The sequence below is a fragment of the Microcystis sp. LE18-22.4A genome (assembly GCF_027531105.1).
In the GTDB taxonomy this organism is placed as follows: domain Bacteria; phylum Cyanobacteriota; class Cyanobacteriia; order Cyanobacteriales; family Microcystaceae; genus Microcystis; species Microcystis aeruginosa.
Map to the genome: position 1 here is coordinate 1 of NZ_JAPZRB010000228.1, position 16342 is coordinate 16342.

General features: G+C 41.6%; 23 protein-coding genes and 3 pseudogenes. 19 read left to right on the forward strand and 7 right to left on the reverse strand.

The window, feature by feature from the left end; translation table 11 throughout:
* Nucleotides 1-502, forward strand: a 502-nt coding sequence (locus tag O9295_RS10135; RefSeq protein WP_287709100.1) for an RNA-guided endonuclease InsQ/TnpB family protein, incomplete at its 5' end; no start/stop codon positions are given.
* A gap of 112 nt (nucleotides 503-614) precedes the next feature.
* Nucleotides 615-2216 carry a peptide ligase PGM1-related protein gene (locus O9295_RS10140; protein WP_288032870.1) on the forward strand — a complete coding sequence of 534 codons (1602 nt, stop codon included), beginning with the start codon at nucleotides 615-617 and terminating at the stop codon, nucleotides 2214-2216.
* Here O9295_RS10140 and O9295_RS10145 read toward each other — a convergent pair.
* Complete coding sequence (locus O9295_RS10145; protein WP_288032872.1) at nucleotides 2203-3153, reverse strand: glycosyltransferase family protein; 951 nt, start codon at nucleotides 3151-3153, stop codon at nucleotides 2203-2205. The genes O9295_RS10140 and O9295_RS10145 overlap by 14 nt on opposite strands.
* Nucleotides 3154-3219: 66 nt before the next feature.
* Nucleotides 3220-3432: a regulatory protein SipA gene (gene sipA / locus O9295_RS10150; RefSeq protein WP_002777112.1), complete on the reverse strand. Its 213-nt coding sequence runs from the start codon at nucleotides 3430-3432 to the stop codon at nucleotides 3220-3222.
* Between the two features lie 189 nt (nucleotides 3433-3621).
* Here sipA and O9295_RS10155 point away from each other — a divergent pair, with 189 nt between their 5' ends.
* The 12 genes and pseudogenes from O9295_RS10155 to O9295_RS10210 all read left to right on the forward strand — a co-directional run bounded on the left by O9295_RS10155 (nucleotide 3622) and on the right by O9295_RS10210 (nucleotide 9745).
* On the forward strand, nucleotides 3622-4782 hold the full coding sequence (locus tag O9295_RS10155; RefSeq protein WP_288032873.1) for a PEP-CTERM sorting domain-containing protein: 1161 nt from the start codon (nucleotides 3622-3624) through the stop codon (nucleotides 4780-4782).
* Nucleotides 4783-4956: 174 nt separating this feature from the next.
* Entirely contained in the window at nucleotides 4957-5202 is a 246-nt protein-coding gene (locus tag O9295_RS10160; RefSeq protein WP_002770804.1) for a UPF0175 family protein, read from the forward strand.
* A complete protein-coding gene (locus O9295_RS10165) occupies nucleotides 5199-5699 on the forward strand; it encodes a PIN domain-containing protein (RefSeq protein ID WP_288032874.1) in 501 nt (166 codons plus the stop codon). Before O9295_RS10160 ends, O9295_RS10165 begins: the two co-directional genes overlap by 4 nt.
* Nucleotides 5700-5805: 106 nt before the next feature.
* Nucleotides 5806-6060 (forward strand): hypothetical protein, encoded by a 255-nt coding sequence (locus O9295_RS10170; RefSeq protein WP_147072783.1) that lies wholly within the window; start codon nucleotides 5806-5808, stop codon nucleotides 6058-6060.
* A pseudogene (locus O9295_RS27350) lies at nucleotides 6061-6269 on the forward strand (type II toxin-antitoxin system PemK/MazF family toxin); the annotation flags it as partial.
* Between the two features lie 418 nt (nucleotides 6270-6687).
* Nucleotides 6688-7446 (forward strand): PEP-CTERM sorting domain-containing protein, encoded by a 759-nt coding sequence (locus O9295_RS10180; protein ID WP_288032875.1) that lies wholly within the window; start codon nucleotides 6688-6690, stop codon nucleotides 7444-7446.
* Nucleotides 7447-7560: 114 nt separating this feature from the next.
* Nucleotides 7561-7815: a hypothetical protein gene (locus O9295_RS10185; RefSeq protein WP_004162525.1), complete on the forward strand. Its 255-nt coding sequence runs from the start codon at nucleotides 7561-7563 to the stop codon at nucleotides 7813-7815.
* 438 nt (nucleotides 7816-8253) lie between these two features.
* Complete coding sequence (locus tag O9295_RS10190; protein WP_004162523.1) at nucleotides 8254-8508, forward strand: hypothetical protein; 255 nt, start codon at nucleotides 8254-8256, stop codon at nucleotides 8506-8508.
* Nucleotides 8505-8714 (forward strand): PIN domain-containing protein, encoded by a 210-nt coding sequence (locus tag O9295_RS10195; protein ID WP_288032876.1) that lies wholly within the window; start codon nucleotides 8505-8507, stop codon nucleotides 8712-8714. The genes O9295_RS10190 and O9295_RS10195 overlap by 4 nt, the downstream gene beginning before the upstream one ends.
* 391 nt (nucleotides 8715-9105) lie before the next feature.
* Complete coding sequence (locus O9295_RS10200; RefSeq protein WP_002757241.1) at nucleotides 9106-9399, forward strand: nucleotidyltransferase family protein; 294 nt, start codon at nucleotides 9106-9108, stop codon at nucleotides 9397-9399.
* Nucleotides 9396-9683 (forward strand): HepT-like ribonuclease domain-containing protein, encoded by a 288-nt coding sequence (locus tag O9295_RS10205; RefSeq protein WP_288032877.1) that lies wholly within the window; start codon nucleotides 9396-9398, stop codon nucleotides 9681-9683. The genes O9295_RS10200 and O9295_RS10205 overlap by 4 nt, the downstream gene beginning before the upstream one ends.
* Complete coding sequence (locus O9295_RS10210; protein ID WP_261779598.1) at nucleotides 9680-9745, forward strand: hypothetical protein; 66 nt, start codon at nucleotides 9680-9682, stop codon at nucleotides 9743-9745. The genes O9295_RS10205 and O9295_RS10210 overlap by 4 nt, the downstream gene beginning before the upstream one ends.
* Before the next feature lie 108 nt (nucleotides 9746-9853).
* On the opposite strand, the gene O9295_RS10215 is transcribed toward O9295_RS10210, so the two are convergent.
* Both O9295_RS10215 and O9295_RS10220 read right to left on the reverse strand, forming a co-directional pair.
* Nucleotides 9854-10753 (reverse strand): amino acid ABC transporter substrate-binding protein, encoded by a 900-nt coding sequence (locus O9295_RS10215; protein WP_288032878.1) that lies wholly within the window; start codon nucleotides 10751-10753, stop codon nucleotides 9854-9856.
* A gap of 41 nt (nucleotides 10754-10794) precedes the next feature.
* Entirely contained in the window at nucleotides 10795-11001 is a 207-nt protein-coding gene (locus O9295_RS10220) for a hypothetical protein (protein ID WP_002799562.1), read from the reverse strand.
* Nucleotides 11002-11236: 235 nt separating this feature from the next.
* Between O9295_RS10220 and O9295_RS10225 the strand changes: the two genes are divergently transcribed.
* The 3 genes from O9295_RS10225 to O9295_RS10235 all read left to right on the forward strand — a co-directional run bounded on the left by O9295_RS10225 (nucleotide 11237) and on the right by O9295_RS10235 (nucleotide 12690).
* Complete coding sequence (locus tag O9295_RS10225; RefSeq protein WP_061430698.1) at nucleotides 11237-11863, forward strand: TenA family protein; 627 nt, start codon at nucleotides 11237-11239, stop codon at nucleotides 11861-11863.
* Nucleotides 11864-11878: 15 nt separating this feature from the next.
* On the forward strand, nucleotides 11879-12286 hold the full coding sequence (locus tag O9295_RS10230; protein WP_081106741.1) for a DUF2605 domain-containing protein: 408 nt from the start codon (nucleotides 11879-11881) through the stop codon (nucleotides 12284-12286).
* Between the two features lie 98 nt (nucleotides 12287-12384).
* A complete protein-coding gene (locus O9295_RS10235) occupies nucleotides 12385-12690 on the forward strand; it encodes a DUF2973 domain-containing protein (RefSeq protein ID WP_061430696.1) in 306 nt (101 codons plus the stop codon).
* On the opposite strand, the pseudogene O9295_RS27810 reads toward O9295_RS10235, so the two are convergent.
* Nucleotides 12631-12873, reverse strand: a pseudogene (locus tag O9295_RS27810) (hypothetical protein). The gene O9295_RS10235 and the pseudogene O9295_RS27810 overlap by 60 nt on opposite strands.
* Nucleotides 12874-12921: 48 nt before the next feature.
* Here O9295_RS27810 and O9295_RS10245 point away from each other — a divergent pair.
* Entirely contained in the window at nucleotides 12922-13569 is a 648-nt protein-coding gene (locus O9295_RS10245) for a YqiA/YcfP family alpha/beta fold hydrolase (RefSeq protein WP_288032879.1), read from the forward strand.
* A gap of 82 nt (nucleotides 13570-13651) precedes the next feature.
* On the opposite strand, the gene O9295_RS10250 is transcribed toward O9295_RS10245, so the two are convergent.
* Together O9295_RS10250 and O9295_RS10255 are read right to left on the reverse strand one after the other, a co-directional pair.
* Nucleotides 13652-14218: a hypothetical protein gene (locus O9295_RS10250; RefSeq protein ID WP_288032880.1), complete on the reverse strand. Its 567-nt coding sequence runs from the start codon at nucleotides 14216-14218 to the stop codon at nucleotides 13652-13654.
* 291 nt (nucleotides 14219-14509) lie between these two features.
* Nucleotides 14510-16051 (reverse strand): annotated as a pseudogene (locus O9295_RS10255) (hypothetical protein).
* Between the two features lie 110 nt (nucleotides 16052-16161).
* On the opposite strand from O9295_RS10255, the gene O9295_RS10260 reads away from it, so the two are divergent.
* Nucleotides 16162-16342, forward strand: a 181-nt coding sequence (locus O9295_RS10260) for a helix-turn-helix domain-containing protein (protein ID WP_287705236.1), incomplete at its 3' end; no start/stop codon positions are given.

The following is a 16342-nucleotide window of genomic DNA, read 5'->3' on the forward strand; positions in this document are numbered from 1 at the left end:
AGGTTCAAATAATTGGAACAAAGCCCAACGGCAAATAGCTAAACTTCATTTTAAAATAGCTAATATCCGTAAAGATACGTTACATAAACTCACCACTTATTTAGCCAAGAACCACGGCCAGATAGTAATTGAGGATTTAAATGTGTCTGGGATGATGGCTAATCACAAATTAGCTAAAGCCGTTCAGGATATGGGTTTTTACGAGTTCCGAAGACAACTTGATTATAAAACTCAGTTGTATGGTTCGGAATTAATCATAGCCGATAGGTGGTTTCCTAGTAGTAAAACCTGTTCCAATTGTGGGTACAAGAAAGAGTCTCTATCTTTAACTGAAAGAGTTTTTGAGTGTGAACAATGCCATGTAGTTTGCGGTCGAGACTTGAACGCTAGTCTAAATCTAGCTTCTTTGGCGGTGAGTTCCACCGTGTCAGCTTGTAGAGTAGATAGTGCCGACACTACTACAGTGAAGCAGGAAGTTAACGTCAAATTTGCTCATGAGTAGATTTGAGTAGGTTTAATAGAACGGAATATTAAGAAAAGAAAGACACTGGAGACGACAGGCTCTCAAAATCGATAAGATACAGGTATCTGCAACCACAGAGGTGGGACAAACCATGCTGTTAGATAGAGATTTGATGCTAGAAAAGCGGCTGCGGTATCAAGAATTACAAGAAAAACTAAAAGAGATTTGGCAGGGAGAAAACGTTCTCGAATCGGATGAATACGATTATGATATTCTAGTTGTCCCTTCTTTTAGTATCGATCAGAGAGTCGGTCAAAAAGTGGCGGGTTTTTTACATTACGAAGAAAGATTATTATTTTCTCTGATTCGGTTGCGACACCCGAAAACCCGTTTAATCTATGTAACAGCGCAGCCACTGGCGCGGATGGTGATTGATTATTACCTGCAATTGTTGCCCGGGATTCCTTTTTCCCATGCTAATAATCGTCTGTTATTACTGACAACTCACGATAACTCTTTTCAACCTTTAACCCAAAAAATTCTGGACAGACCGCGCTTAGTAGCAAGAATCCGGCAAGCGTTGCGTCGAGATCGTGCCTACATGGTTTGTTTTAATTCTACTAATTTAGAGCGAGAATTGTCTTTACAATTAGATATTCCTTTATTTGCCTGTAGTCCAGATTTATTGTATTGGGGTTCTAAAAGTGGCAGTCGCGAGATTTTTGGTCAAGGCAATATTCCCCATCCTGACGGTAGTTTACAGGTAAATACGGTCAAGGATTTGTTATACGAAGCCGCTAGTTTGTGGTCTCGTCAACCGCAACTAAAACGCATGGTAGTTAAGTTAAATGAGGGGTTATCGGGAGAAGGAAATGCAGTTTTAGATTTACGTCCTTTAGGGGGAATTGTTGATAGTAACAGTCTAGATTTAAGCGAGAGAATCAATCTCTTGGCTAAACAATTAGAGAAGATGAGTTTTCAAGCAAGGGATGAAAATTGGGACAGTTTTTCTGGCAGAATTGCTGAATTAGGGGCAATTGTCGAAGCTTTTATTGAAGGAGAAGAAAAGCGATCGCCGAGTGTGCAAGGTTATATTACACCCACGGGAGAAGTAAATATTCTTTCCACTCACGATCAAATTTTAGGCGGTCCCGATGGTCAAATTTATCTAGGTTGTCATTTTCCTGCCGATGAAAATTATCGCCTACAATTACAGGAATTAGGCCTAAAAATAGGGGAAATTCTGGCAGCAAAGGGAGCAATTGAACGCTATGGAGTTGATTTCGTCGCTGTGAAAAATCCAGAAACTTTAGTCTGGGATTTACAGGCGATCGAAATTAATCTGCGAAAAGGAGGAACCACCCATCCTTTTATGACTTTGAAGCTTTTAACTAATGGTAAATACGATCAAGAAACTGGATTATTTTTCAGTCAACCTCACCAAGAAAAGTATTATATTGCCTCCGATAATCTCCACAAACCCCAATACAAAGGTTTACTTCCCGATGATTTAATGGATATTATTGCTAAACATCACTTGCATTTTGATAGTAGCAGTAAAACAGGAACAGTTTTTCATCTCATGGGTGCGCTGTCGGAATTTGGTAAATTAGGGTTAACTTGTATCGGCAATTCTAGTGAGGAAGCTGCGGCAATTTATCAGCGTGTGGAACAGGTGTTAGATTGGGAAACAGAGCATAGTTCCATAAATTTAGGTTATTATTATTCTGGATTACCGATCACTTGGATATAGAAGGTTTTTCTGGCAAGAATTTGCGTTTTAGGGAATCGATAGCTCGTCCGGGTACTTCCGTCGCTTGAGCGAGAATTAAATTCCAAAGATAACCATATTTAGGGAAATTTTTCAGGAGAATCACCTCGGCAATAAAGTAAAAACGTTTAGTTCTTTTATACTCAGGAGGATTATCTTCAATCCGCAGTTGTTCGGCTATTTCTGGCAGCCAATGACCGATAGTTTTACCTTGCTCAAAAAACTTGGCCTGAATATATAAACCTAGTAATCTATCTAAACACCAAAAGGGAATATATTTAATCGGACCGGTGACACTCATGGAAGCGGTAATCTCTTTAACTGCCGGTTGTACCAGTTCGTTTTTCCAAACTTTTTTATCAAAGTTTTCCATGTGAGGGCCCTTGTGATCTCGACGTTTCCCGATCAGGGCGCTAGGATTAAAAGGATTATCTAAAGGAGCGATCGGTGCTTCTAATAAATAATTATTCTCTTTAAATAAGTTACTATTATTTTCTCTTCTGCTACAGATAGCTAAACTTTTTACATCGGGAATTGTTGGCCAAGTACTCTCTAATTTTTCTCGTTCACCGTAGGGAAATTCACATCTGGCTAATCGCAATACCCAACTATTGGGAAAGCGGTCAAAATAGTCTTTAACTAAGGTGACGATCTCAGGGTGTAAATATTCATCGCAATTGATTGTGAGAATATAAGTACCTCTGGCATTTAAAAATCCTGTACTTCTTTGAATAATTTCACCTCGTAAAGCACAGACAATCTGTTTCATGCGTGGATCATTGACTGGGGAAGGTTTAACCCCGGGAGGATGAACTAAAATAAATTCTATGTCTCCCTTGACTTTCAATAATTCTCCTAGCCAATATTCGCCAAATCCCTCGCGCATCGGGATAATGATCGATAGAAAAGTATTAGACATAAATTAACTCTTTAGATTTGCTTGTGATTTATCAAAGTTGTCTTGACTGCGATACACTTAACTGGTTTAAATGGCTTCCAAATATTTGCTATCGAGCAGAAATGAGCCTCGATCGAATTTTACACCCCAATAACCCCCCGGCCGGCGATCGATCACCGTGCCGATATCGTCGATATTGAGTAGCTCCGGCGGCCGTAACATAGGCATAGGATCGGCGGTTTTCAGGTAAGGGGGAATGGCAATCAGACGGACTTTTCCCCCGATGCTAATTTCACTCATGGTACTGACTAGATGCGATCGTGATATCGTATCTCAACTTAGCATATTTCAAATCATTCTCAAGATAGATTCCCTAGGGAATAGGTGTTGTGTAAGCTGTTGCCATCCGCCTTTGGCGTTGGGTTGGGCTGTTGCCTGACCTAGCGGCGAGGGGATAATCGCAATACGAAATCTGCTGGAGCAATAATCATGAAAATCACTCATAAACTTTTGTTTTCTTCCTGGCTCTTACTGGGTGTCACGGTAGCCCCATCCCAGGTATTGGCAGGACCATTTAACTCCCCCGGCCCCTTTGTCGATCCCAGTGGAAAAGAGGTACCATTTCCCCCTCAAGTTCCAGGAAAGGAGTACTCCGAAGATCCAGACAGGAATGGAAATCCCTTACATACCCCTAATCCTGGTCAAGTAATTGCCTGGGATGGGACAGGTGGGACAACCAACACGAGTAACTTTTTCGGTCTTTGGAATCCTCAATCTGGCATTGCAGCACCCGATCCTTTCCAGGTCGATGCCTTGGCTAACCGGAAGGATTTACTCTTCTATGAAGTGATCGAAGATTTAGTTCCACTCGTGTTTTCGACTGGGTTGCCCGGAGGACCGCGCACGGCTTTCGATAACTACATCTTCTATGAACGTCCTAACCATAAAGTACTTTTGCCTTTCCCGTACAAAGAGATAGGGGTGTGGGCGACACCAGCAGAGATCAACCAAGTTGAACCAAATAACGTGGAAGGTTTAGAACTTTGGGCGCCGGTTCAAGATGAGACAGTGCCTTTAGAAGATAGAGTCAACGATGTGCTGCTACAAGGTCCTGAAATACCTGTAGATGATGCTAACCGTTACTCCCTTTTCGGCGATCCTTTGGGATGTAGTGTATTCAAGAGTAATGGGAATTGTCTCTTTCTGAAAGCGGATATCGCCAGTGCAATCACTCCTCTTTTTCCAGGTTTAGATATCACCGATGCGAAGATTGACCTTGATGGACTGATGACATGGGAAAACGACATCCTCTTTAGCCTCAAACCAATCGATGGAAATAACGATGGCATTATTACTGACAACGATCCCTCACAAGACTTAGATGGTGGGGAGATCTTTGTTTGGCTATCAACTGAACCTTCAGCGAAGTTTCTCATCCACGGTGGACACGTCTGGGATACAGCTTTCAATGTCAAGAACACAGTAAAGCACTGGACGGGATTAGAACCAGGAACTGAGAACATTGACGCACTTGAAGCTGTCGCTACCCCTGAACCCTCTACATTCCTCAGCTTATTAACCCTTGGCACTCTCGGCGCAGCTTCAACCCTAAAACGCAAACTAAAATCCTCTAAATTCGACGAAAACTAAACCACAAAAGTAGGCTAAATTGCTTACCAAAGTAGAATTAATGCTCCTTCATTCAGTCAGTTGAGGGGGTATTTTTTGTCCATGTTTCTATTCATTAATTTTTATTAATTAATCGATCACAAGTATTTTTTTGTGATACAATGGGGGCGGTTCATACAAATATCGTAAATTTTAATGACTATTGTGATTCCCAACGAAATTATACAAGCAACAGGAAAAAACGAGCAACTGTTGCAACTAGAACTGGCAATCATTATGTTTAGAGATTATCATATCAGTAGCGCAAAAGCGGCTGATTTTGCCAACTTATCTTTAATTGAATTTCGTCAAGAAGTCGCCAAGAGGAATATTTGTGTAAATTATGATAGTGTAGATTGGCAACAAGAATTACAAACCTTAAAAACCTTAGGTGATCTGTGATTGTTGTTAGTAACACCTCTCCGATTACCAGTTTAGCTGCTATCGGCTATCTTAACTTGCTCCATGATATCTATGGAACAATTATTATTCCAGTGGCTGTTTATGAAGAAATGACAGGATTAGGTTATTCATTTCCTGGCACTATTGAAGTTCAAACCCTATCTTGGATAGAAAAGCGAGAGTTAGAGAATCGGTTATTATTAGAAGAATTACAGAAGGAATTACACCGACGAGAATCAGAAACGATAGCTTTAGCGATTTCTTCAAATGCTGATAGAGTAATTATAGACGAGAACCCTGGCAGAAAGAAAGCAATTAGTTTAGGATTGAATGCTATTGGAATTTTAGGTATTTTATTAATTGCCAAAAGAAGAAGATTAATTCCTACTATTCAGCCGTTAATGGATGATTTGATTTTTAAAGCAGGTTTCCGTGTTAATCAAATATTGTATTTAGACATATTAAAAACAGCACAAGAAATTGAGGAAAACCAATAACTAAAGCCTTCAAAATCTTCTTATTTAATTGTTGCTAACTAATTGACAACAAGAGCGTTTTTTGTGGTAGAATAGTCGGTCTAGTGTAAATATAGTAAAAGTTGAAATGTCTATCACCCATATTAATAATCTTCAAGACCAGATTTTGCAGAGTATTAAGACTTTACCGCTAGAAAAACAGCAAAAAGTCCTTGAATTCGCCCAATCCTTACAAAGAAATTCACGTTTTCAGAAATGGGATCATATTTCAGATGCGGAAGCACAATCGTTACAAAATGAATTTGCTCAAGAGGATATTAGCTTTTCAGAAAGTATTTTACCCGATTATTTATCTCACCTTGAACAAGAGGATAAGCAATAAATGCGAGGGGATATTTATCTAGCTGATTTGAATCCGAGTCGTGGTTCAGAACAAGCTGGTATTCGACCTGTTATTATTGTCCCACTGTTGTTGTAATTCCATTAACCAGTAATTTACGTCGCGCACAAATCCCCGTAACAATGGTTATTCCCGCAGGACAGGGAGGCTTAAATCAGGAATCAGTAGCCTTATGTTATCAAATTGTTGTTAAGTAGGTAGGCGTTAAAAATTATCAGATCCCCCCCTTATTAAGGGGGGATTAAAGGGGGGACTAAGGGGGGATCGGCACCCCCCTTATCAAGGGGGGCAGGGGGGATCGAACCTAAAATATATTTTTAATTTAATTATAACCAGCTACTTATTGATAGACAACGACTTCAGCGACAGTTGGGGACACTTTCTTCTAGTTATTTACAGCAATTGTAAGAAGCGATGCGATATACATTAAAAAACCAAAATCTGAATTCCTAGTTGGGGAGAAAAATGTAAGGATTTATTAAATTGTAACTTTTGATACAGTTGTGGGGGGGGGAATGTGTATAATCCCGTTGTCTCCCCTTGGAGTTGGGTTGGGGTGTTGCCTAACCTAGCTGGGAGGGGATAACCGCACTATTGAGAAGAAAAAAAATGAAAAACAGCATCTCAGCCGCGATTCTTGGAGCGGCTGTAACCACTGCACTCATCGGACTATCTACAAGTCCTGCTCAGGCTGCTCAACTTAGCTTCAGGTTCGTCTTTTACACTTTTCCGGACGGTGATTTATTTGATCTAAATCTGACTACGGAGGACACGCTTACAACAATAAACGCCCCTTCTTACTCTAACCCAGGGTGGGACCCCCCCGCCGTCTCCCCCCTGGGTCCGACAGTACCAAACCCGGTTCCAGCCTATACCTTTACAGGCTACAAAATCCTTGGCGTGACGGGAACAGTTACTGAAGGCGGCATCAGTAACCCTATTACTGCAATACTTCCCGTAGGCTCTGGCGTTTTTAATGCACCTGTCAAGGGTGTTCCAACCATAGACAAGATCGGTCACTCGCCGACGGATAACCTTTACAATCCCGATGGTGGCTTTGCTCCAGGAGTGCTTCCAGCCGGGAATACAGCCGGTAAATTTTCGTTTGGAGGTTTAGCTTTCCATGTAGGGGGTACTGAAAATGAAGATTATCAAGTATTCACCCGGTCGGATTTTGGTAGCACCTTCCCCGCCGGCCTCCCGGCAGGCTATTACTATGGCGGTTGCCCCGGTAGCTGCCGTGGAGCTATAGAAGTTCCTGAACCCTCCTCAACCGCTGGACTTTTAGCTATTGGCTCCTTTGGTGCATTAGGCGCAGCTTCAACCCTGAAACGCAAACTAAAACCCTCTAAATCCGACAAAAACTAAACCACAAAAGTAGGCTAAATTGCTTCTAAAAATACCATAAATGCCCCTTCATTCAGTCAGTTGAGGGGGTTTATTGTATAATAGGGACATGATTAAATCAAGAGGATTTTGGTTATGCAACAGGTGACGATTGAGCTACCCACCACCATAATTAATGCTCTAGCCGCCTACAATCAAGAGCATAAGGTATCTTCTTCTGATACAGTACAAACGGCTATAGAATCATTTTTAATAGCGAAAGGCTATTTATCCAAACCGAAAAAATCTTTTCACTTATCTCCCGCACCCAAAGGAAGTGGCTATACTGACACATCCATCAATCATGACGCTGTTTTAGCCGAATTTACAGCTTGCTTCTATATAGATTAGGATTTGAACAAGCCAATCATTTCACACAAAATTGCTGAGAATCTGCTAATCTGATCAATCCGACAGAAAATCAGTATTTCGCCGCTATAGCAAAAGCTAAACAATTTCCTGATTAAACTATTACTATTGTTGATGCTTTGACTGCTATCATCTCAATCGAATTAGATCTACCTGTTTGGAGCTATGATTATCATTTTGATATAATGCGGGTGAAAGTATGGAGATAACCCTAAAGTGCCAACTAAAACCCTCCAAACCCTCAGAAAAGGAAACCACAAAAGTCTCCTAAAAACCATTAATAAAAAACTTGCGATCGCCCCTTCATTCAGTCAGTTGAGGGGGTTTTGTTTTTTTATATATCTTCCTCTTACACATTAGTCGCTCGAAAATGATAAGATAGATATAATAAACCAGATTGAGTCTGAGGAAAAATTAAAAATGCAATTTATTCAGACTAAAGCCAAAATCAAAGATGGACAATTAATTATCGAGCAACCCCATCAAGATTTGCCAACAGACACAGAGATTGAACTTGTTATTATTGTTCCCGATCAAAATGAACAAGTAGAATTTGAACAAGCTCGTACTAAGATGCAAGCTGCATTTAAAGAAGCAGGTATCGACACTGATGAACAGATTTTAGAGCTTATTCGTAAAGTGAAGCAAGAACTATTTCAGGAGCGGTATGAATGAGGAGAATTTTTTTAGATACAAATATTTATATTATTGGTCAATTAAAACCCCTCTCACCACAAGAGCGAATTCTTACATGGTTAGGATATTATACCCCCAATAATCAATCTTCAATCAAAGTTATTATTTCCCAGGAAATCATTAACCAAATTTTACGAGTTGGCAAAAGCAGCCAAAATAGTAGATCAAATCTGGCAGAATCTTAATTGCTTATTTATACCAGAAACGATTGCAATGAAAGCAGAAGCAAGTCAGATAATTGCAGAAAAATTAGTGCCTTCTGAAGATGTTTTTATCTATCTAACGGCCAAATATGGTGCGGCAGAAATTTTTTTGTCTTAAAATCGAGAATTAATCAAAATTATTGCTAATTTTGATTGTTTAACATCAGAGGAATTTCTTGATAAATATCTGCGACAAATGCCCCCTTAATTCAGTCAATTGAGGGGGTATTTTTGGACTAACTCTCTCAATTCCCATGATTTCAAGGAGTATGGTTTATCCTTTCATCCGATATCTGCTACAATACAGATACAGGAAATAAAATTTTGATCAGTAGGGTAGAAGTCTTTTCCGTTATCTTAGAAGGTAAGCATCATGAAAAATTTAGAAGAAATTAAAGCGATTTTGGGTCAAGTTAAGTCCTTAGTAAAAGAAAAGTATCATGTCAGTGAATTAGGTATTTTTGGAGATTATGTAAAAGGAGAAGTGCAGGAAAATAGTGAAGTTAATATTCTGATAGATTATACAGAACCGCCTAGTTTACTAGATTTAGTAGATCTGGAATATTATTTAAGTGATTTACTTAAGGTAAAAGCGGATGTTATCAGTAAAAATGGATTAAAAGGAAGAAGGAGAGAAAGAATTTTATCCGAGGTTATTTATGTATGACGCAACGGGAATTTAGAGATTTCTTGCAAGACATTCTAGAGGCAATTTGTCAACTAGAAAAGATGACTCAGTATCTAAGCTTTGCAGAATTTTCAACTAAGATAGAAATATTTCTTTCGGCAGTAAAATTAATTGAAATAATCGGGGAAGCAGTCAAAAATATTCCTGATGAAGTGAGAGTTAATTATCCCAATATTCCTTGGAAAAACATCGCAGGTATGCGGGATAAATTAGTTCATGACATGAATATTGGGCAATTGATGAAAAAGTCGTCTGGAAAGTGATTCAAAACAATCTCCCCCAGCTAAAGAGAATCATTATCAGTATCATTGAGAAATTACAATAAATTTTCCTTCCTCCTTTAAAAACCCACCTCCCCACTTCCCACTTCCCCATTCATAATTCCCACTTGCAAGAGTGCCTTTTTGAACCTTTCCCTAAAAAGGTTTTGATTTTAGGGAAATACAGTTAAAGGAATCCATTCGTAGGTGTTGACAATGCCTTGAAAATAATCATTAATAGTTTCTCTGGAATAGGGAACAACACCCTCTTCACCAAACCAACGTTCATAAATTGTCACCGCTTGTTGTTGGTCACTAACGATCCCTTCCATGAATTTTAATAGGGTATAATTCACTGTATCGCGCCATTTAGAATCATTTTCGGGTAAAGTACAGGCATAGGATTCGTAGGCGTAGGGATAGGAGGGAACTATGGCTAAATTATTGGGATTTTTAGCGCTTTTCCTTAAACCTTCCAGGGTAATGCCATCACTGGCAAAACCATCAATTTCTCCCGTTTCTAGTTTTTGTAAACCCTCGCCACGATTTTTAACTTTGACCAAAATAGCGGCGGGTTGTTGGGTTTTAATTACCGATTCATTAGTAGTATTGGCAATCACTCCAATGCGTCTGCCTGCCAAGCTACCGATGTCATCGAGATTACTACCTTTGCGGGTGAGTAATTGAGTGCCACTGGCAAAGTAACTAACGGAAAAATCCACTTCATTTTCTCTTTTCCAAGTAAAAGTAGTGGAGCCACATTCGATATCTATGACCCCTGTTTTCAACTTTTCAAAGCGATTTTGGGGAGTAATCTCAACAATTTTTAACTTAATTGGTTTTCCTAACTTCCGTTCGGTTTCTTTGCGAATTAACTCTAACATATCAAGGCTGTAACCCACCCACTTGCCCTGGGAGTTGACAAAACCAAAGGGAATAGCATCTTTACGAGCGCCGGCAGTAATTACCCCAGTTTTTTGAATGCGATCGAAGATTGCTCCGGCAAGGCTAGAATGGTTACTGGTGAGGGTTAAAGCTACTGTCATCGTCATGACGGCAAGTGTACGCTTCATTTTTTTTCCTAATCTGAAAGTGGCTCAAGTCTGGGACTGTTTCAGGAGACGGAGAGTTTCCCAGAGGAAGATTTTTCAGCGGCGATTGCTGGGGACAAAAAAAGAGGAGAGATGTTACTCTCTCCCCCTTTCAGTTTTTTCGACAGCATTTTAAATTGTTTTTTCAGTTGTCGCTGTCGGGCTGAACCGCCCTTGCCTTTGTCGTTACGTCCCTGACGGCGGGGGGACTCCCATCGCTTAAGTCGCATAGTTTTTAATTCAAATTTGGTTAGTTATCTGTATTGTAACAGGTTTAACGTCAGTTTGGGTTAAGGAAATGAACTGACGGGGTGTAGGGTGTGGGGTGTGGGGTGTGGGGTTTTACCCATTTTCAGTAACCCATGCGGGCGTTGGGTTTCATGCTTCAACCCAACCTACATTCATCTTATATTTAATTCCACCCACCCACTTAACCAACCTTGTCCACCTAATTAGTATTTTCCCATGCTTAGTCAGCAACTTTGGCACAGCCATCAAGATCTAGTACAAGCTTGTCTAGAACACCCTTTTGTGCGAGGTATCGCCACAGGAGAGCTTAAACGGGACTGTTTCGCTTTTTATGTCGGTCAGGATGCTTTTTTTCTGGAATCTTTCGCCCGTGCTTACAGTATCGCCGCTGCTAAAGCTCCTGATTGGCAGGGATTTACTAGCTTTCATCGGTTAGCGGCAGGGGTATTAAAGGAATTAGAATTACACGAAAATTATGCTCTACAGTGGGGAGTTGACCTGAGAAAGGTTCAGCCCGCTAACGCCACCCGTCGCTATACGGATTTTCTTCTCGCTACCGCTTGGATGGGTGACATCGGTGCGATTGCCGTGGCGATGAGTCCCTGTATGCGTCTTTATGCTTATCTGGGTCAACAATTAGCCTTAGAGCCGATTTCTGAGAATCCCTATCAAGCTTGGATTGATAGTTATAGTGGGGATGAATTCGCCGCTTTAGCAAGCCAGTTAGAGGAATTGGCGGATAAATACGCTCTGATGACGGAAAATATCTCTTTATCCTATCGTTATGCCCTTAGTTGTGAACAGGACTTCTTTAGTGCCGCCTACAGCCGGGGCAAATCTTAAAATTTTCCCGTCACAATGTTAAGAAATATAAATAACGCTAAGATTAAGGTAAGCAAAATCGTCATTATAAGAATAATGTTCCCTTCGCAACCCACCGAAAACGAACTCCTGAAAACCATCTTGGAACCTCTACTAGAGGATTTCACCCATTGGTTTTCCCGTTCCCGTCTCCTCCTCGAATCCGAGAGATTATCCTTTCTCAGCCTCGAGGAACAAAACGATTTATTGGCAAGAGTCAAAAATGCCCAACAGGAGGTGGCCACGGCTTATTTACTCTTTAAAACCACAGGTGGTCAGGTGGGTATCGAGGCCAAGATGTTGTTGCCTTGGCATCAGTTGGTGGCAGAGTGTTGGGGTGTCAGCAGTCGTCGTCGTCGATTACAGGGTTGGGGAGAATATCAATCTCCTCAAACTGACGCTTAACCTGAAACTTTTTGGTAAGCTAGAGAGTTGAGCGAATTTTTAGCATAAAGTTTTGGCAATTAGGAATATTCACACATAATTCATGGGAGACTTGGTCAATGCTACACCTACTCTATATCCTCGCCTTCACGGTTATCGCTTTTTTGACCATTAATAACTTAATTCGTAGTCTGATTACTGTCAGCATGGATTCCCAGAAACGTCCTGCTAAATCGGGTAATTCCTATAATCCCTACGGTTATCCCATGACTTCCCATCCGGAACTTTTGGACGAGGCCGGACAGCTGATTAATGAACCTCTGTTAGTGATTCGTTCTGTCACTGTCGAAGATGCTCGTCAGCAGTTAGATGCCATTTATAATTCTTCTCCCAGTGCTACCAAAGAGCAAGATGAAGAAATCTAATTGGGGTTGGCTGAATAAATCTAAAAATCTTGTTGGGTAAGACTTTGAGACCTTTTTGAAATCCAAAAGTGCTAGGCAAGAGGGTGATCAGGGGGAAAATTCAGGTGCTTTTTCCCCGAAAATTAGGTAATTGACCTCCTCAAAATCGGTAAAACCCTACACCCCACACCCCACACCCCACACCCTGCCCCCACCAGCAAACTTTTTCAGCAGACCCTAATTGGTTCTAGAATGGCGGTCCTTGAAAACAGATATATTTATCTACACGGTTTTGCTTCTAGCCCCCAATCAACAAAAGCGCAATTTTTGAGACATTGTTGGCAAAAGAGGGGTTTAGCAATGGAAATTCCCGATCTTAACGGTGATGACTTTTCTAGCTTAACTCTCACTCGTCAGATTGTCCAAATCGGCCCGTTGATTCAACAATCTCAGCTTCCTGTTACTCTGATTGGTTCCAGTTTTGGCGGTTTAACGGCAGCTTGGCTGGCAGAAACTTATTCTCAGGTGCAAAGGCTCGTTTTATTAGCTCCGGCTTTTAATTTCAGGCCGATTTGGTTGGGACAATTGGGAGCAGAAACCCTAGCCAATTGGCAAAAATCTGGGAGTTTATCGGTTTATCACTACGGTTATCGTCGTTCTCTGCCGATTTATTACAAGTTTATTGAGGATTTAGCTAATTATCCCCAAGAAAAGTTAATCAGGCAGCTCCCCACCCTGATTATTCATGGTCGTGCCGATGAGGTGATTCCCCTAGAAAATAGTCGCCATTATTGCATAAATCGTCCTTGGGTAAAATTAATCGAATTAGATAGTGATCATGCCCTTACCGATGTGATGACGAGAATCTGGGCTGAAATGCAGTTATTTCTCAATTTTTGACGAAAAAAGACCCCCCCTTCCATAGAAAAAAGAGGGGTTTACTTGGTACACTTGTATTAAATTTTCTCCTGATTTCTTCCCACTACCAAAGTCCGCGGATAGGAGATACACTAGGCTCGGGAGCGGGTTGAGGAGCAACTTCAGTAAAGGTTCTGGTTTCCGGGGGTAAAGCGGGAAGTCCCCAAGCGGGTTCTTTTTGGTTAAGTTCTCTTAAAAGTTGTGAGCGATTGCTGCTGGTAGCGGTTTCCGATTTTAGTTTCAAGCGGGAAACCCAATAGGGACGAGCTTTACCCACATAAATTAACTTGCCATCTACCACTTGCAATAGTACATCGTCACCACCGGTGGCATCCCCAACAATACGAGCGGTGGTTCCGTCAGCAAAGTCGCCACTGAAAATTTCTTTGCCATCCACTGTCACAGGTCTGATCAATTGGATGGACAGAATTCCACCCACGGTTCCCCGGACGCGACCTAGTACATAGTCACCGGGGTTAAGTTGCGGCTCACCTCTGTAGGTGTTATGGCCGCGCAGTTGACTGATCAGGATTTCGTTATTTTCCGGTCCTGCTTGTGCGGGTACAGCACCAACGGTGGTTAGGGCAACTAAACCGGCAAAACCAGCGACAAGGGAAATTTTGTTAAACACAATTACCTCAAGCAAAAAGTTAGTAAATTACCTAGAGACGTTCTAGATTATAACTTAGTTCCCAATTTTGTCTATATTGCGAAATATTTGTTTAATAATTTCTCGATCGAGCGGTTGGAGGTTGGGGGTTGGGTTTTTAGGGTTTTAGGGTGTTGGGGTTTTAGGGTGTTAGGGTTTTAGGGTTTTAGTTGAAATTCCCCCATTCCCCTACCTCCCCACCTCCTAATTCATAATTCCCACCTCCCCACTTCCCCATTACCCTATTCCCTGAAAACCGGATGAAGCTAGGCTTTAAGATCGATCGATATTGGTGAATAATTCAGGATCGAGGATGGGTAGTTCGATATCTGTTTCTGCTGGGGGAGAGGGTAACTGGAAACGATTTAAGGTTTGTTGAATGCGATCGAAAATGGTGATTTTTTGCTCGCTATTGTTCTGGGGTTCGGGAATAGGTTCCACTTCTACCGGAGGCTAAATACTAGAGGCCGGTTCGTTAATCTCCTTTGTCTCCGGTATGGTGGTTAAGGGAGATTCGATCGCTTCAGGGGTTTCCTCTACCTTTTCGATTGTTTCTGTCTCTACTGGTTTTTCTTCCACTATTGGGCTTTCTGGCTCAATAACAGGAGTTTCTTCCTCAATAACAGGGATTTCCTCAACTATAGGGGTTTCTGGCTCAATAACAGGAGTTTCCTCCTCAATAACAGGGATTTCCTCAACTATAGGGGTTTCTGGCTCAATAACGGGGGTTTCTTCCTCAACTATAGGGGTTTCTGGCTCAATAACGGGGGTTTCTTCCACTATTGGGCTTTCTGGCTCAATAACGGGGGTTTCTTCCTCTAGACTGGGAATGGTTTTATAGTTGGGATCAACAATGCTACGGGCAATTGTAGGGGATAAATCGCCGCGGACTAATTGACTAAGGCCGTCTTGGTAAGAGGGATCAAAACTAATCACGCGCACGCTGGTATTAAACTCGTTTTCGATTTTATTTCCCTTACCATCGATGAATTCTAGTTGTACCCAGTTATTGCCCTTGGCAAAACCCTTGAGATAGATCGGTTCCCAAGTATCAAGCAGAAAACTTTCACCGTTGACAGTGACACGAATGCGCCAATTTTGAAGACTATTATCCTCGTTGGCAGTATTGGACAGACGTAGAGGAGCATTACTCAGATAAAAATCGAGCAGGATCGGTTCTGCACCGTAGATTCCCTGCGGACTACTGTAGGTTAATAGGGGTAAGTTGTTATCAGGGGCATTTTTGCCTGTTTTTGTCAGAATATGAAAGGTTGTTTCAGCGAAGGCCCCATCATTTTTAAAACTTTCCTGCCAAGGCCGCATGGCCAAGACGCGGAGGGTGTGAGTACCGGGGGCAAGATTTTCTAGGATAATCGGTTGCTTGAGGTCGTAGATAGCCGCTGCTGGTTCATTATCGACAATTAGGCTCAAGTGGGGTCCTAATTTCAGGGTATCGTCTTGGAAAATTGGCAGCTCCGACACTTTTAGTTTAACTGTCACCTGAGGGTTATCGAAAACTTGTTCGGCCAGAGGACTGAGAATCGTTACTTGGGGAGCGTAACGATCTAAACTGGGGCGCAGTTCCTGAATTAGGGCCGGGGGGGCAACCTCAGAAATGCGGCCTTGCACGACGGGAAGATGAAGGGTTTCGGAAGTGGGGAGATTGGTAGCCGTCAGGCGATCGCCACAGGCGGTTAACAGGGTGGTCAGTAAACCGATCACAAGACACATATGAAGGGTTTTGACTGGGATTAATTTATGTAGTAGGGATAGCACGTTCCTCCTAGAGCCAAGGCCAAAATCTATACAAACCATTGATTTTTGCTAGAGTCATCGGAAATTTTGGGTCTGAAACCCCGCCGTTTTACGGCGGCTTTGCTGTTAAATCTTAGCGCATTTACAAAATATGTGTTAGAATGTGAGGTATGGAAAAAGCCTATTCGTTTCGATTTTACCCCACACCAAAACAAGAGTCGCTATTGCGGCGCACATTGGGCTGTGTAAGATTAGTTTACAACAAAGCTCTCCACGAACGAACACAAGCTTGGTACGAAAAGCAAGAAAGAGTAGGCTACGCTCAAACTTCTTCAATGTTGACCGATTGGA